The sequence below is a fragment of the Pseudomonas sp. MOIL14HWK12:I2 genome (assembly GCF_000510745.1).
In the GTDB taxonomy this organism is placed as follows: Bacteria; Pseudomonadota; Gammaproteobacteria; order Pseudomonadales; family Pseudomonadaceae; genus Chryseomonas; species Chryseomonas oryzihabitans.
This window is the reverse complement of the sequence record NZ_AZOA01000015.1, coordinates 87,312-109,655: the sequence shown is the minus strand read 5'-3', so window position 1 is coordinate 109,655 and position 22,344 is coordinate 87,312. Positions and strand designations below refer to the sequence as shown.

Here is a 22,344-nt window from a genome sequence, read left to right as displayed (position 1 = left end):
GAGACCGCCGGTCAAGCCCCCTGGGCCGCCGGCGATGAGGCGGATCAGAGCAGGTCGTATTGCTTGAGCTTCTTGCGCAGGGTGCCGCGATTGAGCCCGAGCATCTCCGATGCCTTGGTCTGGTTGCCCTTGACGTAATTCATCACGCTTTCGAGCAGGGGTGCTTCCACTTCGCAGAGCACCATGTTGTAGACGTCGGTCACCGGCTGCCCATCGAGGTGGGCGAAATAGTTGCGCAGCGCCTTTTCCACGCTGTCGCGCAGCGTCTGGCCCTCCTGCAGGGGAGCGGTCAGGTGCTGCTTGAGGTCGCCGTTGTCACTCACGGGCGCTGTTCCAGTCAAAGTCTCGGTCATCGAATTCATGCCACCTGCTTCCCGATCGGGGGCTGCGCGAAGAACGCGCGAATGCTGGCGTGCTGGGCTTGGGTGTCTTGCAGTCGGTTGAACTGGGCGCGCGATTCCGCGGCGCCCGGCCGGTCGGCCAGGTACCAGCCGACGTGCTTGCGGGCGATGCGCACGCCCATTTCCGGGCCGTAGAAGGCGTGCAGGGCGTCGAGGTGCTCCAGCAGGATGGCCTCCACCTCGGCATCGCTCGGCGCCGCCAGGTGCTCGCCGGTCGCCAGGTAGTGGGCGATCTCGCGGAAGATCCAGGGGCGGCCCTGGGCGGCGCGGCCGATCAGCAGGCCGTCGCAGCCGGTGTGCTCGAGCACGCGCCGGGCCTTTTCCGGGCTGTCGATGTCACCATTGGCGAACACCGGGATGCCGACCGCCTGCTTGATGGCGGCGATGGTGTCGTACTCGGCGGCGCCCAGGAACCTGTCGTCACGGGTGCGGCCGTGCACGGCCAGTGCCTGGATGCCGGCGGCTTCGGCCAACTGCGCGATGCGCAGGCCGTTGCGATTCTCGGGATTCCAGCCGGTGCGGATCTTCAGGGTCACCGGAACGTCTACCGCGGCCACCACGGCGGCGAGGATCTCGGCCACCAGGACCTCGTCCTTCATCAGCGCGGAGCCGGCGGCCTTGTTGCAGACCTTTTTCGCCGGGCAGCCCATGTTGATGTCGATGATCTGGGCACCCAGTTCGACATTGCGCTGGGCTGCTTCGGCCAGCATTGCCGGATCGCCGCCGGCGATCTGCACCGAGCGCGGTTCCTGCTCGCTGGCGTGGATCAGGCGCAGCCGCGACTTGCGGCTGTCATAGAGCCGCACGTCACTGGTCACCATTTCCGACACGGCCATGCCGGCGCCGAGTGCCAGGCACAGGCGCCGGAAGGGCAGGTCGGTGACCCCGGCCATGGGCGCGAGAATCAGCGGATTGGGCAAGGTATAAGGGCCGATGCGTACCATCGACATATCTTTTTCCCTGGCGAATAGGCGCCTGTTCCGCCTGCGCCGGAAACCGGCCGCGGACAGGGGCTGCTGTGCTTGAAAAGGGTTGGGAATGATACCCGCTCGCCGCCTCCGGATAAAGCGCGAGTTGGCTAGTTTATGAGCAATTCGCCCTGGCGCTACTCCGGCGAGAAGAAGCTCAGGCTGTAGTTCACCGCGCGCGGACCGGGGTCGAGAATGTCCAGGGCGATGTGGATCGGCGTCTGCGGCGGCATCTCGTCCTGGCCCTTGAGCTCGCCGTTCAGGTACTCGCCGGGCTTGAAACGGCGGCTGGCGAGCAACTGGCCGTTGAGGTCGGCGAAGCGCAATTCCAGCAGCGGAAAGGGCTGCGAGAAGGGCGCCCGGTTGTAGAGGATGGCATCGACGCGCAGGGCTCCGGAAAATTGCGGATGGCTGCGTACCACCAGGTTGCTGCTGCGGATCTGCTGGACATCGACCTTGGACGGCACCTTGCAGCCCAGGCTGGCGCAGGCCTGGACGAACAGCGGGCGATAGCTGTCCTGCCGCGCCAGTTCGTCGAAGTGGTAATAGACGTACTGGCCGGCCAGGCCGAGCAGCGCCAGCAGGCAGAGCAGGATCCACAGCAGGCGGCGACCCCAGTGCGGGCGCCGTGGTTGGCTGTCCAGCTGCAGCGGATCGTCGTGCAGGTCCAGCAGGGGATCGTCCTGCCATTCCGGTTCGCTACGCAGGGCGGTCGTGGCCTTGGCCGGCAGCGGCTCGTCGTCGCCGTCGCGTGCGGCGCTGAGGGGTTCGGCAACGGGCTCCTGCCAGTCGTCGAGCCGACCCAGGCCGGGTTCGGCGCGTTCGTCGTCGTCGGCTTCGACCCGCCCGAGTGCCGGCTCCTGGCGTTCACGCGGGGGCGCGGTGGTGAGGGGCGCGGGCGGCGTGGCCGGGGCGGGCTTGAGCGGGGCGCGCGTGGCCGCGAGCGGTGCCACCGGTGCGGCCGTCGGCACGGGGGGGATGTCCGGCTCCGGCCGGGCCTCCACGGCGGGCTCGGGCTCCGGTTCCGGCTCGGCGGCGGGAAGCGGCAAGGGCGCGGGCTGCGGTTCGAACTCGACCTCGGGTTCGGCCGGCAGGCGTAGGGATTCCGGCTCGGGTTCGCGCTCGGCGGAGGCGGCGCCGAGCGACGGCAGTTCGAAGGGGTCTTCGTCGTCCTGGGGGCGATGGGCCGCCAGGCCCTGGACCGGTGCCGGTTCTTCCCGCGGCGCGGCCACGGCAGGAGGTGTTGCCTCCGCGGGCAGGGCTGCCGGCGCGATCGGCGCGCGGCGCTGTTCTTCCAGGGCGCCCAGACGGGCGACCTCGGCGTCCAGCTCCAGGTGGCTCAGGTCCAGTTCGTCATGGGGCCAGGCCGCTTCGCTGGGCGTCGGCGCCGGTTCGGCCACGGGCGCAGGTGGCACGGGCATGGGCTGCGGCGCCGTCAGGGGTGCGGCCTGGTTGCTGGCGTTGAACACTTCCAGGCAGACGCCACAGCGTACGTCGCCGTCCGCGGCAGCCAGGTGTTCCTGGGTGACGCGGAAGCGGGTATGGCAATGCGGACACTGGGCGACGAGGGATTCGGTCATGGCGAGGCGACAGCCAGGGAGTGAAGCGCGCTAGTGTACCCGAAGGCCCTGGCGAAAGAAGGGCCTCCACCGGGCCGCCGGGTGAGCGGACCGGTGGCGGTGCGCAGGTCAGCGACGACGGGTGCCGCTAATGCGTACCCAGCCGTCCAGGGTGGCGGTGGGTTCCAGGTCGAAGCAGCCGGCATAGGCGGCGCGCACGTCCTCGGCCTGCTCGGCGAGGATGCCGGAAAGGGCCAGGCGACCGCCGATGCGGGTCAGGCGGGTGATCTGCTCGGCCAGGCCGACCAGCGGACCGGCGAGGATGTTGGCCACCACCACGTCAGCCGGCTCGCCTGGCAGATCGGCGGGCAGGTACAGCGGAAAGCGTGCCGGGTCGATGCCGTTGCGATTGGCATTCTCCCGCGAGGCTTCCAGGGCCTGGACGTCGATGTCGGTGCCCACGGCGTGCTCGGCGCCCAGCAGCAGGGCGGCGATGGCGAGGATGCCCGAACCGCAGCCGAAATCCAGCACCTGCAGGCCCTGGACCGGTTCGCCGTCCAGCCACTGCAGGCACAGCGAGGTGGTGGGGTGGGTGCCGGTGCCAAAGGCCAGGCCTGGATCCAGCAGCAGATTGACCGCCTCGGGTTCCGGGGCCTCGTGCCAGCTGGGCACGATCCACAGTCGCTGGCCGAAACGCATGGGCTGGAAGTTGTCCATCCAGCTGCGTTCCCATTCCTGGTCTTCCAGGCGCTCCACCTCGTAGACGAGGCCGTTGGCCAGGAGCTGCACGCGCTGCTCCAGGGCGGCGGCGTCGGTATCGCCTTCGAACAGCGCCAGCAGGTGGGTCTGGGACCACAGCGGGGTGGTGCCGAGATCCGGCTCGAAGATCGGCTGGTCCTCGGCGTCCATGAATGTCACCGAGACGGCGCCCAGTTCGAGCATGAGGTCTTCGTAGGTTTCCGCCTGGGCGGGGGTGAGGGCGAGGCGGACTTGCAGCCAGGACATGGTGGGCTACCTGAATCGGGTCAAAGCGGGGAGGGTAAATGAAAACGGGCTGCCCGAGGGCAGCCCGTTCGCTGAATCAGAGCTCGTCACGTCCTCAGTGGCGCAGGCCGAGCTTCTTCTCCAGGTAGTGGATGTTCACGCCGCCCTGGCCGAAGGCCTGGTCGCGGGTCAGCATCCGGTGCAGATCGGCATTGGTCTTGATGCCGTCGACGATCAGCTCGTCCAGAGCGTTGCGCATCCGGGCCATGGCCTCGTCGCGGGTCTTGCCCCAGGTGATCAGCTTGGCGATCAGCGAATCGTAGTTCGGCGGAACCTTGTAGCCGCTGTACAGGTGCGAATCCACCCGCACGCCGTTGCCGCCCGGTGCATGGTAGTGCTTGACCAGGCCCGGAGAGGGCATGAAGGTCTTGGGATCTTCGGCGTTGATCCGGCACTCGATGGCGTGACCGGTGATCTTGATGTCTTCCTGCTTGATCGACAGCGGGTTGCCCGCGGCGATGCTGAGCATCTCCTTGACGATGTCGACGCCAGTGATCATCTCGGTCACCGGATGCTCCACCTGCACGCGGGTGTTCATCTCGATGAAGTAGAAGCGACCGTCTTCGTAGAGGAACTCGAAGGTGCCGGCGCCACGGTAGCCGATGTCGATGCAGGCCTTGACGCAGCGTGCCAGGACTTCTTCGCGGGCCTTCTCGTCGATCTGGGGCGCAGGCGCCTCCTCGATGACCTTCTGGTGACGGCGCTGCAGCGAGCAGTCGCGGTCATAGAGGTGCACGGCGTTGCCCTGGCCATCGGAGAGCACCTGGACTTCCACGTGACGCGGATTGCCGAGGAATTTCTCCATGTAGACCATGGAGTTGCCGAAGGCGGCGCCGGCTTCGGTCTGGGTCAGCTTGATCGACTTGATCAGCTCGGCCTCGTCCTCGACCACGCGCATGCCGCGACCACCACCGCCACCGGCGGCCTTGATGATCACCGGATAGCCGACTTCGCGGCCGATGCGCAGGCACTCGGCCTCGTCATCCGGCAGGGCGCCGTCGGAGCCCGGCACGGTGGGGACACCGGCCTGCTTCATGGCGTTCTTGGCGGACACCTTGTCGCCCATCAGGCGAATCACGTCGGCGGTGGGGCCGACGAAGGCGAATCCGGACTGCTCCACCTGCTCGGCGAAGTCGGCGTTCTCGGCGAGAAAGCCGTAGCCGGGGTGGATGGCGGTGGCGCCGGTGACTTCCGCGGCACTGATGATGGCCGGGATGTTCAGGTAGGACTGGGGCGAGGGGGCCGGGCCGATGCACACCGATTCGTCGGCGAGGGACAGATGCATCAGTTCGCGGTCGGCGGTGGAATGAACCGCCACCGTCTTGATGCCCAGCTCCTTGCAGGCACGCACCACGCGCAGGGCGATTTCCCCGCGGTTGGCGATCAGGACTTTTTCCAGCATCGTGGGCTCCACGGGCTTAGACAATGGTGAACAGCGGCTGGTCGAATTCGACGGGCTGACCGTTCTCGACCAGCACCTGGCCGATGGTGCCGCTGGCTTCGGCTTCGATGTGGTTCATCATCTTCATGGCTTCGACGATGCACAGAATGTCGCCTTTCTTCACCTGCTGGCCGACTTCGACGAAGGCCGGGGTGGTGGGCGAGGAGGCGCGGTAGAAGGTGCCGACCATGGGCGAACGAGCCACGTTACCGGTCAGTTGCGGCGCGGCGGCTTCGCTGGCGGGTGCAGCGGCAGCGGCCGGCGCGGCAGCCGGGGCCGGGGCGGCGACCGGAGCGGGGGCAGCGGCGTAGACGGTCTGCATGCCCTGGCCGCGGCCGGTGTTGCGGCTGATGCGGACGGATTCTTCGCCTTCGCGGATTTCCAGCTCGTCGATACCGGACTCTTCCAGCAGCTCGATCAGTTTCTTGACTTTACGGATGTCCATTGGCGTTGGCTCTCCCCTCGGGTTCTGGTGATGTTCTGGATATTGAGTCGCGCTCAGCCGCGGGCGGCGAGCTGTTCGCAGGCGGCTTCCAGGGCCAGGCGATAGCCACTGGCACCGAGCCCGCAGATGACACCGACCGCCACGTCGGAAAAATAGGAGTGGTGGCGGAAGGCCTCGCGCTTGTGCACGTTCGACAGGTGCACTTCGATGAATGGGATGCTCACCGCGAGCAAGGCGTCACGTAGGGCGACACTGGTATGGGTGAAGGCAGCCGGATTGATGAGGATGAAATCCACCCCTTCGTCACGCGCGGCATGGATGCGTTCGATCAGCAGGTGCTCGGCGTTGCTTTGCAGGTATTGCAGGCGATGCCCCGCCGCAGTGGCGCGGGCTTCGAGATCGGCGTTGATCTGGGCCAGGGTGGTGGCCCCGTAGACGCCCGGCTCGCGGGTGCCCAGGAGATTCAGGTTGGGCCCGTGCAGTACCAGCAGATGCGCCATAGCCACTTGCCTCGCGATTTCGCAACCAGATTGGCCGCGGACTATGCCGCAACCGGAGGTGACTGTCCAGTCGCTAGACGTTTGCCGGAAATGCCCGCACGTTGGGCGAAATTCTTTTAATCGCTGGCGATAAGCCTTTTTGCTTCACCGAGTCGGGCGAGAAAACCCGCGGCGTCGATTTCGCCGACGATGCGCGCCTGGGTCTGCTCCTGGCCACTGCCGGCATAGAACAGGATCGCTGGCGGACCGAACAGCCCGTGCCGTTCCAGCCACTGCCGCTGTTCCCGGGTGCTTTGCGTCATATCGAAGCGGATCAGCGTGAAGTCGCGCAAATGCGCCTGGACCTCGGGATTGCCGAACACCTCGCGCTCGATCAGCTTGCAACTGATGCACCAGTCGGCATAGACGTCCACCAGCACCGGTCGCCCCTGGCCGAGACGGCTGGCCAGGGCCGCCGGATCGCTGAGGCTGTGCATGACTTCCGCGCGGCCGGCCACGGCGGGCGCCGCGGCGTCGCCCAGCGGTCGCAGGGGATCGCTGGCCCCGCGCAGGGCGCCGATGCCGGCGGCCGCGCCATAGACCACCAGGGTCAGGCCGGCCAGTTGCAGCAGCCGCTGACGGGGTGGCTTTGGTACGAATTCCAGAGCGCCGAGAAACAGCCCGACGCCGGCCGCCAGCAGGCCCCAGGCGGCCAGCGCCAGCGGCCCCGGCAGCAGCCGTTCGAGCAGCCACAGGGCTACCGCCAGCAACAGGACGCCGAAGGCATTGCGCATGCCCACCAGCCAGGCGCCGCTGCGTGGCAGCAGGGCGCCGCCACCGGCGGCGATGAGGATCAGTGGGGTACCCATGCCCAGGCCCAGGGCGAACAGCGCCAGTCCGCCGCCGAGCCAGTCGGCGGTGCTGCTGATATAGAGCAGCAGGCCCGCCAGGGGCGCCGAGACGCAGGGCGAGACGATCAGGCTGGAGAGCACGCCCAGGGTGGCCGCGCCGCCCAGGGAACCGCCGCGGGTGCCGCTGGCCAGCTGCTCCAGGCGCTCGCGCAGGACCGCCGGCAGGCGCAGCTCGAAGAGACCGAACATGGCCAGGGCGAACAGCGCGAACAGCGCGGCGAAGGGAATCAGCACCCAGGCCGACTGCAATTGCGCCTGCAGATTGAGGCTGGCGCCAAAGACGCCCATGAGCGCGCCCAGGGCGGCGAAGCTCAGGGCCATGGGCACCACGTAGGCCAGCGCCAGCAGCAGGCCACGTCCGGGGCGCGCCTTGCCGGCCAGAACCACCGCCGAGACGATGGGCAGCATCGGCAGGACGCAGGGGGTGAAGGTCAGCCCGAGTCCGGCGAGAAAGGCCAGCAGGATCCTGTGCCAGTCGAGCTGAGCGGGGACGGGCACGGTGGCCGCCGGGGTCGCAAGCGCAGGGCCGGCGATGTCCAGGGTGCGGGTTTCCGGCGGATAGCAGAGGCCGCGATCGGCGCAGCCCTGGTAGGTCACCTTGATCTGGCCGCCGCGGTCGGGCGCCAGGGGCAGGGGGATGTCGACGCCGGCGTGATAGACCTGGACGTCGCCGAACCATTCATCGCGCTTGGGCTCGCCGGGCGGCAGGGCTACCGGCGCGGTGAGCAGGCCGGGGTCGGCGTCGAAGGCGAAGCGTTGCCGATAGAGGTAGTAGCCCTCGGCGATGGTGAAGCGCAGCTGGGGACGGCCCTCGGCGTCGCGGCGCTGCTCCAGGCGAAAGGCCTGATCCACCGGCAGGAATGGCTGACTGGAGCGCTGACCGTCCAGGCCCAGCGCGGCGCTCGGGCGTGGCGCATCGAACAGGCCAGCGGCGGCGGGCAGGGTCAGCAGCAGGGTGAGCAGGAACAGCAGGACACGCATGGGCTTCTCGGCGATCGGCAGCGGCCGATCATAGCAGAGGCATCTGGCTCGTCAGTCCTGGCCGTACTGGCGTACGCAATTGCGTCCCGCATGCTTGGCGGCATAGAGGGCTTCGTCCGCCTGTTTGGCCAGCGCGGGCATCTCCTGGCCGGGCTGCAGCTGCGCCACGCCGGCGCTGAAGGTGCAGCTGAGTTCCTTGGGCGGCGCCGGATAGTGGATCTCGGCGAAGCGCTGGCGGATCTCGTCGATCAGGCGGGTGGCGGTGGCCAGGTCGGTGTCGGGCAGCACGATGGCGAATTCCTCACCGCCATAACGGCCGATGTGGTCGGACTTGCGCAGGCGCTGCTTGAGGAACAGCGCCAGGCTCTTGATCACCCGATCGCCCATGGGATGGCCGTAGTGGTCGTTGACCTGCTTGAAGTGGTCGATGTCCAGCATGGCGAAGGTGATCGGCCGCTGGCTGCGCCGGGCGCGGAAGCAGGCGTCTTCCAGCAGCTGCAGGGTGTGGGTGTGGTTGTACAGGCCGGTGAGGCTGTCCTGGACGATGCGCGCCTGCAGGCTGCGCGCCCGGGCCGCGCGGGTACGCACGGTGGCGATCAGGTGGCGCGGCTTGATCGGCTTGGTGAGGAAGTCGTCGCCGCCTTCGCTCATGGCGTCCAGCTGCTTGTCGAGGTCGTCCTCGGCCGACAGGTAGATGATGGGCACGCTGACATAGCGCTCGTGCTGGCGGATGACCTTGGCCAGCTCGGTGCCGGTGCACTCCGGCATGTACATGTCGAGGATGATCAGATCGGGCACGAATTCGGCCAGGTGCGCCATCACCGCGCCGGGTTGCATCAGGGTGCGGGTGACGATGCCGGCGCTGTTGAGCGCCATTTCCGTGGCCATGGCCTGGGCGCGGGAGTCGTCCACCACCAGGGCACGGATCGGATCGTAGTAGACGGTGCGGGTGAGGGTCTCGATCTTTTCCAGCAGCCGCGCCGAATCCAGGGTGCCGGTGTAGAACTCCTGGCCGCCGGCGCGCACCGCGGCCAGGCGAAAGGGGGTGTCGGCTTCCTGGTGGCTGTAGAACAGCACCGGCAGCTTGCGCTCCAGACCGGTCTGGGCCTCCAGCGCCAGCTGGATGCCGGCACCCGCGCCGCCGAAGTCCACGTCCATGACGATGACCGCCGGATGCCGGCTGTCCATCATCGCGCGGAAGTCGTCGGCGCCGTGGATGATCTGGATGGTGACGCCGAAGTATTCCATCTGCTGCGCCAGGCGCTCGGCGCGCTCGGTGTCGAGCAGGGCGATGTAGATCGGCTTGCGCAGCGGCGGCAGGCTGGTGGTTTCCAGCTGGTCACCCTGGCGCAGTCCGGTGCGCGACAGGCTCTGCATGGCCAGGCTGAGTTCGGTGATGGCCTGGCTGTTGAGGCGACCGCGATTGGCGGCGACCTGGGCCAGGGAGGCGCCGATGGCCTCGGCGAGCTCGGCATGGCCCTGCTGCTCGAAGCGCTTGGCGTATTGCAACAGGCGCGCGTTGGCGTCGGTCAGCTCGACCAGGCTGCCGGCCGTCCACTCGTCTCGTTGCAGCCGTTGCCAGATCTCCAGCACCTGGCGCGACTGGTGGATGACCCGTTGCGCGAAGTGCAGCTTGAGGCGGTCCCGGCTCGGATCATCTGGTTCGCTCACGAATTGTTCCGTCATTCTTGAGGTGGTGGCCCTATGCTACCAATTGCTGGCGGGCAGGGGAGAGGCGGTACCCTGGTTAGCGGCGGCTATGCCGCTCGCATGGACACTGTCGGTCGCTTCTGGAGTAGCGTCCGTCGCCTGTTACCCTAGTCTCGGAAGCGGCTGCCCGGGTGCCTGGCGCCCGCGCCGGCCGCCAAGGCTGCGCAACCGGCGCCGCAGGCAGGGGTCCAAGCGCCAACACCTTTGAAAACATTGCAAGGAATTGCCCATGCGGGAGTGGAACTTGAGGTCGGGATGGCTCCGGCTGGTGGCAGTGCTGGTCGCGCTCTACCTGCTGGTCACCCTGGCGATAGGCTGGTACTGGAGTCGCGAACCGGATTTCTTCCCGGTGCAGCAGCATGCCCAGGAGGCGGCCGCGGCCAGCGGGCGCAAGCTGGTGCTTGGCTACACCACGGTCGAGACCCTCAAGCAGGTGGCCGGTACCCTGCTGGACAAGCCGGGTGGCTATCTCTCCAACGACATCTTCCCGCCGGGCCTCTGGCTCGACGACATGCCGTCCTGGGAATACGGCGTGCTGGTGCAGACCCGCGACCTGGCGCGCGCCCTGCGCAAGGACTTCGCCCGTTCCCAGTCGCAGTCCACCGAGGACGTCGACCTGGCCCAGGCCGAGCCGCGCTTCAACTTCGACAACCACAGCTGGGCCATGCCCTCGTCGGAATCGGAATACCGCGCCGGCATCGCCTCCCTGGACCGCTACCTGGCGCGCCTGGGTGGCCAGAATGCCCAGGGCCAGCCCACCGCCTACTTCTATTCGCGTTCGGACAACCTGCGCAACTGGCTGGGTGACGTCGAGACCCGCCTGGGTTCGCTGTCCCAGCGGCTGTCCGCCAGCGTCGGTCGGGTTCGCCTTGACGCCGAGGTGCGGCCGAACCAGGACATCCCCGCCGGCCAGGTGCCGGAGGTGCACGAGCAGCGCGTCGAGACGCCCTGGCTGCAGATCGACAATGTCTTCTACGAGGCCCGCGGTCAGGCCTGGGCGCTGTCGCACATCCTGCGCGCCATCGAGGTCGACTTCGCCGACACCCTGGCGAAGAAGAACGCCACGGTGAACGTGCGCGAGATCATCCGCGAACTGGAAGCGGCGCAGCAGCCGGTCTGGAGTCCGATGATCCTCAACGGCAGCGGCTTCGGCATCCTGGCCAACCATTCGCTGGTGATCGCCAACTACATCTCCCGCGCCAACGCCGCCATCATCGACCTGCGCCAGTTGCTGGAACAGGGCTGATGACGCCGGACGCTCGCGAAGCGGCGCATCGCGCCGCCTCCGACCGGGAACGGGTGGTCTGGGTCGATCGCGACGACCGCATCCAGGGTGAATTGCCGCGGGCGGAACTGCGTGCCCGCGGCCTGATCGGTCGCTGCACCTTCATCCTCCTGTTCAATGATGCCGGCGAACTCTGCGTGCACCGGCGCACCCTGAGCAAGGCGCTCTACCCGGGCTACTGGGACGTCGCCGCCGGCGGCATGGTGGCACCGGGCGAGAGCTATGCGGAGTCGGCCGCTCGCGAGCTGGCCGAGGAACTAGGCGTCAGCGGCGTGCCCCTGCGCGCCCATGGCACCTTCTATTTCGAGGAGCCGGGCAATCGCCTCTGGGGCGGCGTGTTCAGCGCGCGCTGGAACGGTCCGTTGCGGCTGCAACCGGAAGAGGTACTGGAGGCGCGCTTCCTGGCCCCGGCGACCATCCTCGACGACGCGCGTCAGCGACCTTATTGCCCGGATTCGCTGGAAGCCCTGCAGCTGGCGCTCAGCCGCGCGGATGTCGCATCCCTGCCTTAATTTCTCGCATTCGCGCCTTAGCATCCGCGGACGATGCTGCTACATTGCGCGGCCCCGGACCAGCGCGGCCCGTGCCGGCCGGCGCTGCGTCCAAGGCTTCCTCCAGGCGCCCGGCGCCTGAACCCGACTGGGAGGACCGTCCCTTGAGCAAGAAAACCTCGTCGCTGTCGGATCTCAGCCGTCTGGTGTACTCCACCGACGTCGGCCGCATTCGCCCGGAAGAACCTCAGGCGCCGGCTCCGGCGGGCGACGGCATCGCCCGGGTGCGCCGCGAGACCAAGGGCCGTGGCGGCAAGACGGTGACCACGGTCAGCGGCGTGCCCCTGGGCGAGGAGGAGCTCAAGGACCTGGCCAGCGCGCTCAAGCGCCGCTGCGGCACCGGCGGGGCGCTCAAGGATGGCGTCATCGAGATCCAGGGCGATCATGTCGACCTGTTGCTCGGCGAACTCGAAAAACGCGGCTTCAAGACCAAGAGATCGGGCGGCTAGGCCAGGCCTTCCAGCCTCCGCGTACAACTTACCGCCCCTGGCGGCGGTCCATCCAAAGCAAGATTCCCTACAGGAGATTCCCGCGAATGTCCCCACGACGCACGCGCAAAGATGACGGCAGCCAGTGGACCGTGGCGGACAGCCGCAGCGTCTATGGTATTCGCCACTGGGGTGCCGGCTACTTCGCCATCAGCGACGCCGGCAACGTCGAAGTCCGCCCCCACGGCCCGGACGGCCAGCCGATCGACCTCCATGTGCTGGTCGGCCAGCTGCGCGAAGCGGGGCTGTCGCTGCCGCTGCTGGTGCGTTTCCCCGACATCCTCCAGGGCCAGGTGCGCCACCTGACCGGTGCCTTCGATCGCAACATCGAGCGCCTCGACTATCAGGGCCGCTACACCGCCCTCTATCCGATCAAGGTCAACCAGCAGGAAGCGGTGGTGGAAAACATCATCGCCACCCGTGACGTCTCCATCGGCCTGGAAGCCGGCTCCAAGCCGGAGCTGATGGCGGTGCTGGCGCTGGCGCCCAAGGGCGGCACCATCGTCTGCAACGGCTACAAGGACCGCGAATTCATCCGCCTGGCGCTGATGGGCCAGAAGCTGGGCCACAGCGTCTTCATCGTCATCGAGAAGGAATCCGAGGTCCCGCTGGTGATCGAGGAGGCGGCCGAGCTCAAGGTCACGCCCCAGGTCGGCCTGCGCGTGCGACTGTCGTCCCTGGCGTCGAGCAAATGGGCCGACACCGGTGGCGAGAAGTCCAAGTTCGGTCTCTCCGCCGCCCAGCTGCTGTCGGTGATCGAGCGCTTCCGCGCCGCCGGCCTGGAGCAGGGCGTGCGCCTGCTGCACTTCCACATGGGTTCGCAGATCGCCAACCTGGCCGACTATCGCCAGGGCTTCCGCGAAGCCATCCGCTACTACGCCGAGCTGCGCGCCCTGGGCCTGCCGCTGGACCACATCGATGTCGGTGGCGGTCTGGGCGTCGACTACGACGGCACCCACTCGCGCAACGCCAGCTCGATCAACTACGACATGGACGACTACGCCGGTACCGTGGTCGGCATGCTCAAGGAATTCTGCGACCAGCAGGAGTTGCCGCATCCGAACATCTTCTCGGAAAGCGGCCGGGCCATGACCGCCCATCACGCCATGCTGGTGATGCAGGTCACCGACGTCGAGCGCCACAACGACAGCGTGCCGGCCAGCGAGCGCTTCGAAGGCAAGGCCGAGGTGGTGCAGTGGCTGGCCGAACTGCTCGGCGACACCGATCCGGAGATGGTCACCGAGACCTACTGGCGCGCCACCCAGTACGTCAGCGAAGCCGCCGCCCAGTACGCCGCCGGCACCCTGAGCCTGAGCGACAAGGCCCTGGCCGAGCAGTGCTACTTCGCCATCTGCCGTCGCCTCTACAACCAGCTCAAGGCGCGCCAGCGCTCTCACCGCCAGGTGCTCGACGAACTCAACGACAAGCTGGCCGACAAGTACATCTGCAACTTCTCGGTGTTCCAGAGCCTGCCCGACACCTGGGCCATCGACCAGATCCTGCCCATCGTGCCCCTGACCCGCCTGGACGAGGAGCCGGTGCGCCGCGCCGTGCTGCAGGACCTGACCTGCGACTCCGACGGCAAGATCAAGCAGTACGTCGACGAGCAGAGCATCGAGACCAGCCTGCCGGTGCACGAGGTGCGCGAGGGCGAAGACTATCTGCTGGCGGTGTTCCTGGTGGGCGCCTATCAGGAGATCCTTGGCGACATGCACAACCTGTTCGGCGACACCGATTCGGTGAACGTCTACCAGGACGCCGACGGCAGTGTGCGCCACGGGGGCATCGAGACCCACGACACCATCGAGGACATGCTCAGGTACGTGCACCTCTCGCCCGAGGAACTGATGACCTACTACCGCGACAAGGTCGCCAGTGCGCGCCTCACCGCGCGCGAGCGCACCCAGTTCCTCGACGCCATGCGCCTGGGCCTGACCCGTTCCTCCTATCTCGCCGGCTGACGAAGCGAACCCTGGCGGCCGGGCGGGCTCTATAGCCTTGCCGTCAGGATGGAGGAGCAGAGGTATGAAAGGGCGCTTGGCGCTGTTGCTGGTGGGCAGTCTGATGCTGGCCGGCTGCGGCAAGGTCAATCAGGAAAACTATTCCCGGCTCAAGGCCGGCCAGACCAAGGCCGAGGTGGAGCAGATCCTGGGTGCACCCACGGAATGCGCGGGTGCCCTGGGCGTCACCACCTGTACCTGGGGCGATCGCGGCTCCTTCATCAGCGTGCAGTATCTCAACGATAAGGTGGCGATGTTCGCCGGGCAGGGTCTGCGATGAAAACCTCTACCAAACTGCTACTGCTGGCGGGTGCCGCCGGACTGCTCGCGGCCTGCGCCAGCGGCCCGCGCGAAGTCCCGCCGCTCACCGCGGGCAATGTCGACCTGCAGCGCTACCAGGGACACTGGTACGAGGTGGCACGGCTGCCGATGTTCTTCCAGCGCAAGTGCGCCCAGTCCGAAGCCAACTATCACGTCATGGCCGACGGCTCGGTCGCCGTGTTCAACCGCTGCCGTACCCTGGACGGCAAGGTGGAGGAAGCCACCGGTACCGCCACCCCGATCAAGCCGGGCGTGACCGATCGCCTGGAAGTGCGCTTCGACACCTGGTTCAGCGGTGTCCTGCCCAACGTCGCCAAGGGACCCTACTGGATCCTCTATGTCGACGACGACTACAAGACCGCCCTGGTCGGCAGTCCGGATCGCAAGTACCTCTGGTTGCTGGCGCGCAAGCCCGACATTTCCGCGGCGCAGAGCGAAAAGCTGCTGCGCATCGCTCGCGAGAAGGGCTACAACCTCAATCGTCTGGTCTGGCGCGAGACCGACGCCCACATGCCCTAGGCCACAGGAGCTCTCCGTGAAACTCTGGACCGATGCCTTTTCCGACAACGCCTTCATGCCCAAGCGCCACGAATTCGACGTGGCCGACTTCGGTGCCCACGGCGACAACATCTCGCCCGCGCTGCAGTGGTCCGATCTGCCGGCGGATACCAAGAGCCTGGCGCTGACCGTCTACGATCCGGACGCCCCCACCGGCAGTGGGTTCTGGCACTGGGTGGTGGTCAACATCCCGGTCGGTACCCAGGGCCTGGCGGAAGACGCCGGCCGCGCCGATGGCTCGGGTCTGCCGGCGGGCGCCCTGCAGCTGATCAACGACTATGGCACCCGCGGCTTCGGCGGCGCGGCGCCGCCCAAGGGTGACAAGCCGCACTGCTACATCTTCCAGCTGCATGCGCTCAAGGTCGATCAGCTGCCGGTGCCGGCGGACGCGACCAATGCGGTCGGTCGCTTCATGATCCACCTCAACCAGCTGGCTTCGGCGACCTACACCGGTCTCTACGAGATCAAGTAGGGCCGCGGACGGACGGGCTAGAGCACGTCCGTCGAGGTCGCCAGGCGGATGCCGGCGGCGCGCATCTCGGCGAGGAAGGCGTCGCCCTGGGCTTCGAAGCCCGGTACCGAATGACTGCAGTCGGTCAGCAGCACCAGGTCCTGGCGCCTCTCCCGCGGCCAGAATTCCAGCAGATCGCGAACGGTGCTGGCCACGCAGTGCGAAAGCGCCTCGCCGGCGATCAACAGGGTATCGGTCGCCTGGAGGCGGGCGATCAGGCCAGCGTCCACCGCGGTGCCCGGGTCCGCCGGATCCGGGACCTCGGCGCGCAGCGCCGAATAATGTTCGGTATGGGGATTGCTGCCCTTGGCGATGAAATCCACCAGGCGTCCCTGCTGCCGGCCCCAGGCATTGAGCGCCTGATGGACATCCTGCTGCACCCCATGGCCCCAGCCGCCCACCAGGCAGTGCTCCGGCCAGATCACCAGGCGATAGCGATTCCCGGCTTCCAGCGCCTGCACATAGGCCAGCGCCCGGGCACGTTCGGCTGGATCACGGGTCTGCCAGCGACCGCTGGCCACCTCGTCCGCACCGATCTGGGTAAAGGGCGCCGGTGGCTGGCCCTGGGCATCCTGCCAGCTGTGCGGATGGGCGATGTGCAGCGGTTGATGGGAGTCCAGGGTCACCTGCACCCCGCTGAGGCGGGCACCCAGGCGCTCGATCAGGGCCGCGACGCGCTGCAGCCCGGCCACCGCACCGGGCACCGGCAGGGCCGCACCCGGCAGGTCGCAGAAATCGTTTTGCGGATCGATCAGCAGCAACTGCAGCTTGGCATGGGACATGGCGATCTCCTCGGGCGACTGGCCGTCGATGGTGCGGGTGCCACTGGACGTGAAGCAAGCCCGGGTAGCGTGGAAACCCGGTAAGGTGCAGGTCTATGATGAAGGGGCCGACCCTGCCCCGCGGAGCGCGACATGCTGAATCTGTATCCGGAAATCAAGCCTTACGCCCGCCACGAGCTGGCCGTCGAAGCGCCCCATGTGCTCTATGTCGATGAGAGCGGCTCGCCGGATGGTCTGCCGGTGCTGTTCATCCATGGCGGACCCGGCTCCGGATGCGATCGCCTGAGCCGGCGCTTCTTCGATCCCAATCTCTACCGCATCGTCACCTTCGATCAGCGCGGCTGCGGTCGCTCCACGCCCTATGCCAGCCTGGAGAACAACACCACCTGGCACCTGGTCGAGGACATCGAGCGCCTGCGCGAACACCTGGGCATCGAGCAATGGGTGCTGTTCGGTGGCTCCTGGGGGTCGACCCTGGCGCTGGCCTATGCCCAGCGCCATCCCGAGCGGGTCAAGGCCATGGTCCTGCGCGGCATCTTTCTCTGCCGCCCGGTGGATCTGCAGTGGTTCTACCAGGAAGGCGCGAGCCGGCTGTTTCCCGATTTCTGGCAGGACTATCTGCACCCCATCGCCGAGGAAGAGCGCGGCAACCTCATCCAGGCCTACTATCGCCGCCTGACCGGTCCGGACGAACTGGCACAGATGTCCGCCGCGCGCGCCTGGTCCTGCTGGGAGGGGCGTACGGTGACCCTGAGGCCCAATCCCGACGTGCTGGAGAAATTCAGCGAGCACGCCCTGGCCATCGCCCGCATCGAGTGCCACTACTTCATCAACGATGCCTTCCTCGAACCCGACCAGCTCCTGCGCGACATGCCCCGGATCGCCCATATCCCGGCGGTGATCGTGCACGGCCGCTACGACATGGTCTGCCCGCTGGACAATGCCTGGGCCCTGCACCACGCCTGGCCGGGCAGCGAATTGCAGATCATCCGCGACGCCGGTCATGCGGCCAGCGAGCCCGGTATCTGCGACGCCCTGGTGCGGGCGACCGACCAGATCGCCCGCCAGCTGCTCGATCTGCCCCAGGAGGCCGAGTGAAGGCGCTGCTGCAAAGGGTCAGCCGCGCCAGCGTCGAGGTTGAGGGCCATACGGTCGGCGCCATAGGCGCGGGCCTGCTGGTCCTGGTCGGTATCGAGCCGGCGGATGACGAGGCCGTCTGCAGTCGCATGCTCAAGCGACTGCTGGAGTACCGGGTGTTCGCCGACGGCGAGCAGCGCATGAATCTGTCCCTGCAGGACGTCGGCGGCGGCTTGCTGCTGGTCTCCCAGTTCACCCTGGCCGCCGATACCCGCAGCGGCCGCCGGCCGAGCTTTTCCAGCGCCGCGCCACCGGCCCAGGGCGAGCGGCTGTTCAACCATCTGGTAGGCCTCGCCCGCGACCTTCATCCCGAGGTCCAGACCGGTCGTTTTGGCGCCGACATGCAGGTTTCCCTGGTCAACGACGGACCAGTGACATTTTTATTGTCGATTTAGTGAGGGCGCCCCTTACAGCGCCCTGCCAAGTGTCTATGATTGCGCAGTTCGAGTTTGAACGGTCGTCCAACTGGGGAATCATTGACCCCTGCGGGAGTCGGACCTCTGCCTATCCGTTTCGCGACCACCCGTCGCCAAACGTATTCGTACGCTGATTTAGGAGGCTGCGTGTTATCTCATTCCAAAGTTAAGCCGGGCAAGCAGGGCTTCGCCCTGATCGGGCTCTCCGTCGCTCTGGGTCTGTTAAGTGCCCAGGCCCTGGCCTTCAGCCTGGACGACGTGGCCGCCAAGGCCAAAGAACTCTCCGGCCAGAAATTCGTCGCGCCCAAGAGCAACCTGCCCGCATCCTTCAGCGGCATGAAGTATGCCGACTATCAGCAGATCACCTTCAATCAGGACAAGGCCTACTGGAAGGATGCCAAGACGCCCTTCCGCCTGAATTTCTATCACGAGGGCATGCACTACAGCGTGCCGGTGAAGATCAACGAGGTCACCGCCAACAATGTCGAAGAGATCAAATACGATCCCTCGATGTTCAACTTCGGTAACCTGCAGGTCGACCAGGCCCAGCTCAAGGATCTCGGCTTCGCCGGATTCAAGGTGCTCTATCCGCTGAACAAGGCGGACAAGCATGACGAGCTGATGACCATGCTCGGCGCCAGCTATTTCCGCGTGATCGGCAAGAACCAGGTCTATGGCCTGTCCGCCCGTGGCCTGGCCATCGACACCGCGCTGCCGTCCGGCGAGGAATTTCCGCGCTTCACCGAATTCTGGGTCGAACAGCCCCAGTCGGATCGCCGCAACCTGGTGATCTATGCGCTGCTCGATTCGCCGCGCGCCACCGGTGCCTATCGCTTCGTGCTGACTCCCGGCAAGGACAGCACCGTCGACGTCGAAGCCAAGGTGTTCCTGCGCGACAACGTCAACAAGCTGGGTATCGCGCCGTTGACCAGCATGTACCTGTTCGGCCCCAACCAGCCGAGCGCCCAGGTCAACTATCGTCCGGCACTGCACGACTCCAACGGTCTGGCCATCCATGCCGGCAACGGCGAGTGGCTGTGGCGTCCGCTGAACAACCCGCGCCGCCTGTCGGTCAGCACCTACACCATCGAGAATCCGCGCGGTTTCGGCCTGCTGCAGCGTGGCCACGAGTTCTACAAGTACCAGGACCTGGACGAGCGCTACGACAAGCGTCCCAGCGGCTGGGTAGAGCCCAAGGGCGACTGGGGCAAGGGTCACGTCGAGCTGGTGGAAATCCCTACCCCGGACGAGACCAACGACAACATCGTGGCCTTCTGGACGCCGGACACCCTGCCGGAGAAGGGCCAGCCGATCGATGTCAGCTATCGCCTGCACTTCACCACCGACGAACCCAACCTGCACACCAAGGACCTGGCCTGGGTCTCCCAGACCCGTCTGTCCACCGGTGACGTGCGCCAGTCCAACCTGGTGCGCCAGACCGATGGCAGCCTGGCCTACATCATCGACTTCGAAGGTCCGAACCTCGATGACCTGCCCGAGGATTCGCAGGTCGGCTCCCAGGTCAGCCTGGATGCCAACGGTGAACTGGTCGAGAACTCTGTGCGCTACAACCCGGTTACCAAGGGCTATCGCCTGACCTTGAGACTCAAGGTCAAGGATCAGACCAAGCCGGTGGAAATGCGCGCCAACCTCGCCCAGGGTGACAAACCGCTCAGCGAAACCTGGACTTACCAGCTACCTGCCAATGAATAACACCACCCGCGATACCTCGGTCGCCGCTGCTGGCGACTACCTCGAACACCTGCCGTTGCCCGCCGGGCAACGGCAGGTGCTGGACCAGACGGCGGACGTCGAGTCGCTGCACCGGCAACTGGCCGGTGCCCGCGGCGAAGGCGCCCAGGGTGCCGAGGCGGTGATCGCCTCCACCGAAGCGCGTCTGGCCGCCGGTTGGGACGATACCCTGGAGGATGGCGAGCTGCTGGGCAGCGATGCCCAGGGTCGCGTCTTCATCAAGGCCACCCCGCCCATGACCCGCTCCATGATGGTGCCCGATCCCTGGCGCACCAATCCCGTGGCGCGGAGCTGGAAGCGGCTGCTCGGCCGCAAGGATCACAGCCGCTGGCAACCCGATCCCGAAGCCGATGCCCATGCGCACTGGCGCAAGGTCGGTTCCTTCCGGCGCTTCATCCTGCTGATCCTGATGCTGGTGCAGACCGGCATCGCCACCTGGTACATGAAGGCCGTGCTGCCCTATCAGGGCTGGGCGCTGGTCGATCTCGGCGAGGTTTATCGTCAGGGCTGGGGCGAGTCCATCCGCCAGGTACTGCCCTATGTGGTGCAGACCAGCATCCTGCTGCTCTTCGCCCTGCTGTTCTGCTGGGTGTCCGCCGGTTTCTGGACCGCTCTGATGGGCTTCTGGCAACTGCTCAGCGGCCGCGACAAGTACAGCATCTCGGCCAGCTCCACCGGCACCGAGCCGATCGATCCCCAGTCGCGTACCGCCCTGGTGATGCCCATCGCCAACGAAGACGTGCCACGGGTATTCGCCGGTCTGCGCGCCACCTACGAGTCGGTCCGCGCCAGCGGCGAGCTGGAGCACTTCGACTTCTTCATCCTTAGCGACAGCAACGATCCGGACAAATGCGTAGCCGAAGAAAAGGCCTGGCTGGAGCTGTGCCGCGAGGTTGGTGGCTTCGGCCACATCTTCTATCGCCGTCGTCGTCGTCGGGTGAAACGCAAGAGCGGCAACATCGACGACTTCTGCCGTCGCTGGGGCAGCCAGTACAAGTACATGGTGGTGCTCGACGCCGACAGCGTCATGAGCGGCGAATGCCTGGCCAGCCTGGTCCGGCTGATGGAGGCCAATCCGCGTGCCGGCATCATCCAGACCGCGCCCAAGGCGTCCGGCATGGACACCCTGTACGCGCGCCTGCAGCAGTTCGCCACCCGCGTGTACGGACCGCTGTTCACCGCCGGCCTGCACTTCTGGCAGCTGGGTGAATCCCACTACTGGGGCCACAACGCCATCATCCGGGTCAAGCCGTTCATCGACCACTGCGCCCTGGCCCCGCTGCCGGGCACGGGTTCGTTCGCCGGTGCGATTCTCTCTCACGACTTCGTCGAAGCGGCGCTGATGCGGCGTTCCGGCTGGGGCGTGTGGATCGCCTACGACCTGCCGGGCAGCTACGAAGAACTGCCGCCCAACCTGCTGGACGAACTCAAGCGTGACCGTCGCTGGTGCCATGGCAACCTGATGAACTTCCGGCTGTTCCTGGTCAAGGGCATGCACCCGGTACACCGCGCGGTGTTCCTCACCGGGGTGATGTCCTACCTGTCGGCGCCGCTGTGGTTCCTCTTCCTGGTGCTGTCCACGGCGCTCTTGGCGATCCACAAGCTGCTGGAGCCCCAGTACTTCTTCCAGCCCCGCCAGCTGTTCCCGGTCTGGCCCCAGTGGCATCCGGAGCAGGCCATCGCGCTGTTCTCCACCACCCTGATCCTGCTGTTCCTGCCCAAGCTGCTCAGCGTGGTGCTGATCATCGCCAAGGGCGCCAAGGAATTCGGTGGCGGCCTGCGGCTGTTCCTTTCCATGATGCTGGAGATGCTCTTCTCGGTGCTGCTGGCACCGGTGCGGATGCTGTTCCACACGGTGTTCGTGACCGCCGCCTTCCTGGGCTGGTCGGTGCAGTGGAATTCGCCCCAGCGGGACGACAACGACACGCCCTGGAGCGAAGCCTTCCGCCGCCATGGTTCGCAGATGCTGCTCGGTCTGATCTGGACCGCCGGCGTGGCCTGGCTGGATCCGCGCTTCCTCTGGTGGCTGTCGCCCATCGTGGTGTCGCTGATCCTGTCGGCACCGGTGTCGGTGATTTCCAGCCGGACCAACCTGGGTCTGGGCAGTCGCCGCCATCACCTGTTCCTGATCCCGGAAGAGTACGCACCGCCGCGCGAGCTGGTGGCGACCGACGAGTACCTGCACCTGAACAACCGCAACGCCCTGACCAGGGGCTTCCTGCGCGCCACCGTCGATCCGGTGCTCAATGCCCTGGCCATCGGCATGGCCCGCGGTCGCCACGGCAAGGTGGTGGAGCCGGCGCGCCGGCTGCGCGAAGAGCGGGTGGCCCGGGTCCTGGCCGCCGGTCCGGAAAAGACCAAGGGTGACGACCAGTGGCGTCTGCTCAGCGACCCGGACGGCATGGCGCAACTGCACCTGCAGGTCTGGAAGGCCGAAGAGCACCGCAACTGGCGGGACGCCTACGCCACCCTGCGGCCGCGCTCCCACAGCGACTCGGCCGCGGATGCCGCAGCCAGTCCGGCCAGCCTGACCCCGCGGCCCGCCTCCTGAGGCGGCGCTCCGCGCATTGAAAAAGCCCCGGTGTCGCGAGACGCCGGGGCTTT

The 22,344-nt window shown here is 66.9% G+C and carries 21 protein-coding genes; 11 read left to right on the top strand and 10 right to left on the bottom strand.

Going from position 1 to position 22,344, the window contains the following annotated elements; translation table 11 throughout:
• Positions 1-44 precede the first annotated feature (44 nt).
• The 9 genes from fis to PSK12I2_RS0114285 all read right to left on the bottom strand — a co-directional run bounded on the left by fis (position 45) and on the right by PSK12I2_RS0114285 (position 9,900).
• Complete coding sequence (fis, locus tag PSK12I2_RS0114325) at positions 45-362, bottom strand: DNA-binding transcriptional regulator Fis (RefSeq protein WP_026083845.1); 318 nt, start codon at positions 360-362, stop codon at positions 45-47.
• The gene (gene dusB, locus PSK12I2_RS0114320; protein ID WP_027598939.1) at positions 359-1,351 is read right to left on the bottom strand and encodes a tRNA dihydrouridine synthase DusB; all 993 of its coding nucleotides are present in this window, start codon (positions 1,349-1,351) and stop codon (positions 359-361) included. Before dusB ends, fis begins: the two co-directional genes overlap by 4 nt.
• Positions 1,352-1,506: 155 nt before the next feature.
• Complete coding sequence (locus tag PSK12I2_RS0114315; protein ID WP_027598938.1) at positions 1,507-2,949, bottom strand: DUF3426 domain-containing protein; 1,443 nt, start codon at positions 2,947-2,949, stop codon at positions 1,507-1,509.
• Between the two features lie 108 nt (positions 2,950-3,057).
• On the bottom strand, positions 3,058-3,933 hold the full coding sequence (gene prmA / locus PSK12I2_RS0114310; protein ID WP_027598937.1) for a 50S ribosomal protein L11 methyltransferase: 876 nt from the start codon (positions 3,931-3,933) through the stop codon (positions 3,058-3,060).
• Positions 3,934-4,027: 94 nt separating this feature from the next.
• Positions 4,028-5,374, bottom strand: coding sequence for an acetyl-CoA carboxylase biotin carboxylase subunit (gene accC / locus PSK12I2_RS0114305; protein ID WP_027598936.1), 1,347 nt, complete (start codon positions 5,372-5,374; stop codon positions 4,028-4,030).
• Between the two features lie 16 nt (positions 5,375-5,390).
• A complete protein-coding gene (accB, locus tag PSK12I2_RS0114300) occupies positions 5,391-5,858 on the bottom strand; it encodes an acetyl-CoA carboxylase biotin carboxyl carrier protein (RefSeq protein WP_007161586.1) in 468 nt (155 codons plus the stop codon).
• 53 nt (positions 5,859-5,911) lie between these two features.
• Positions 5,912-6,358, bottom strand: coding sequence for a type II 3-dehydroquinate dehydratase (gene aroQ, locus PSK12I2_RS0114295; protein WP_007161587.1), 447 nt, complete (start codon positions 6,356-6,358; stop codon positions 5,912-5,914).
• Positions 6,359-6,474: 116 nt separating this feature from the next.
• Entirely contained in the window at positions 6,475-8,229 is a 1,755-nt protein-coding gene (dsbD, locus tag PSK12I2_RS0114290; RefSeq protein ID WP_027598935.1) for a protein-disulfide reductase DsbD, read from the bottom strand.
• 51 nt (positions 8,230-8,280) lie between these two features.
• Positions 8,281-9,900 (bottom strand): PleD family two-component system response regulator, encoded by a 1,620-nt coding sequence (locus PSK12I2_RS0114285; protein ID WP_017641054.1) that lies wholly within the window; start codon positions 9,898-9,900, stop codon positions 8,281-8,283.
• 268 nt (positions 9,901-10,168) lie between these two features.
• On the opposite strand from PSK12I2_RS0114285, the gene PSK12I2_RS0114280 reads away from it, so the two are divergent.
• The 7 genes from PSK12I2_RS0114280 (at position 10,169) to PSK12I2_RS0114250 (ending at position 15,614) form a co-directional block, all read left to right on the top strand.
• On the top strand, positions 10,169-11,185 hold the full coding sequence (locus PSK12I2_RS0114280; RefSeq protein WP_007161590.1) for a DUF2333 family protein: 1,017 nt from the start codon (positions 10,169-10,171) through the stop codon (positions 11,183-11,185).
• On the top strand, positions 11,185-11,736 hold the full coding sequence (locus tag PSK12I2_RS0114275) for an NUDIX hydrolase (RefSeq protein WP_027598934.1): 552 nt from the start codon (positions 11,185-11,187) through the stop codon (positions 11,734-11,736). The genes PSK12I2_RS0114280 and PSK12I2_RS0114275 overlap by 1 nt, the downstream gene beginning before the upstream one ends.
• Positions 11,737-11,879: 143 nt before the next feature.
• The gene (locus PSK12I2_RS0114270) at positions 11,880-12,224 is read left to right on the top strand and encodes a translation initiation factor Sui1 (RefSeq protein ID WP_027598933.1); all 345 of its coding nucleotides are present in this window, start codon (positions 11,880-11,882) and stop codon (positions 12,222-12,224) included.
• Between the two features lie 86 nt (positions 12,225-12,310).
• Positions 12,311-14,224, top strand: coding sequence for an arginine decarboxylase (gene speA, locus PSK12I2_RS0114265; protein WP_007161593.1), 1,914 nt, complete (start codon positions 12,311-12,313; stop codon positions 14,222-14,224).
• Positions 14,225-14,288: 64 nt separating this feature from the next.
• Complete coding sequence (locus PSK12I2_RS0114260) at positions 14,289-14,543, top strand: hypothetical protein (RefSeq protein WP_007161594.1); 255 nt, start codon at positions 14,289-14,291, stop codon at positions 14,541-14,543.
• Complete coding sequence (locus PSK12I2_RS0114255) at positions 14,540-15,103, top strand: lipocalin family protein (RefSeq protein WP_007161595.1); 564 nt, start codon at positions 14,540-14,542, stop codon at positions 15,101-15,103. The genes PSK12I2_RS0114260 and PSK12I2_RS0114255 overlap by 4 nt, the downstream gene beginning before the upstream one ends.
• Before the next feature lie 16 nt (positions 15,104-15,119).
• Complete coding sequence (locus tag PSK12I2_RS0114250) at positions 15,120-15,614, top strand: YbhB/YbcL family Raf kinase inhibitor-like protein (protein WP_027598932.1); 495 nt, start codon at positions 15,120-15,122, stop codon at positions 15,612-15,614.
• Between the two features lie 17 nt (positions 15,615-15,631).
• Here PSK12I2_RS0114250 and PSK12I2_RS0114245 read toward each other — a convergent pair whose 3' ends face one another.
• A complete protein-coding gene (locus PSK12I2_RS0114245; RefSeq protein ID WP_027598931.1) occupies positions 15,632-16,435 on the bottom strand; it encodes a hypothetical protein in 804 nt (267 codons plus the stop codon).
• A 132-nt stretch (positions 16,436-16,567) separates the two neighbouring features.
• On the opposite strand from PSK12I2_RS0114245, the gene pip reads away from it, so the two are divergent.
• The 4 genes from pip (at position 16,568) to mdoH (ending at position 22,291) form a co-directional block, all read left to right on the top strand.
• The gene (gene pip / locus PSK12I2_RS0114240; protein ID WP_027598930.1) at positions 16,568-17,533 is read left to right on the top strand and encodes a prolyl aminopeptidase; all 966 of its coding nucleotides are present in this window, start codon (positions 16,568-16,570) and stop codon (positions 17,531-17,533) included.
• Positions 17,530-17,967 (top strand): D-aminoacyl-tRNA deacylase, encoded by a 438-nt coding sequence (dtd, locus tag PSK12I2_RS0114235; protein WP_027598929.1) that lies wholly within the window; start codon positions 17,530-17,532, stop codon positions 17,965-17,967. Before pip ends, dtd begins: the two co-directional genes overlap by 4 nt.
• A gap of 213 nt (positions 17,968-18,180) precedes the next feature.
• Complete coding sequence (locus PSK12I2_RS0114230; protein WP_027598928.1) at positions 18,181-19,701, top strand: glucan biosynthesis protein G; 1,521 nt, start codon at positions 18,181-18,183, stop codon at positions 19,699-19,701.
• Positions 19,694-22,291, top strand: coding sequence for a glucans biosynthesis glucosyltransferase MdoH (gene mdoH / locus PSK12I2_RS0114225; RefSeq protein ID WP_027598927.1), 2,598 nt, complete (start codon positions 19,694-19,696; stop codon positions 22,289-22,291). The genes PSK12I2_RS0114230 and mdoH overlap by 8 nt, the downstream gene beginning before the upstream one ends.
• Positions 22,292-22,344 lie beyond the last annotated feature (53 nt).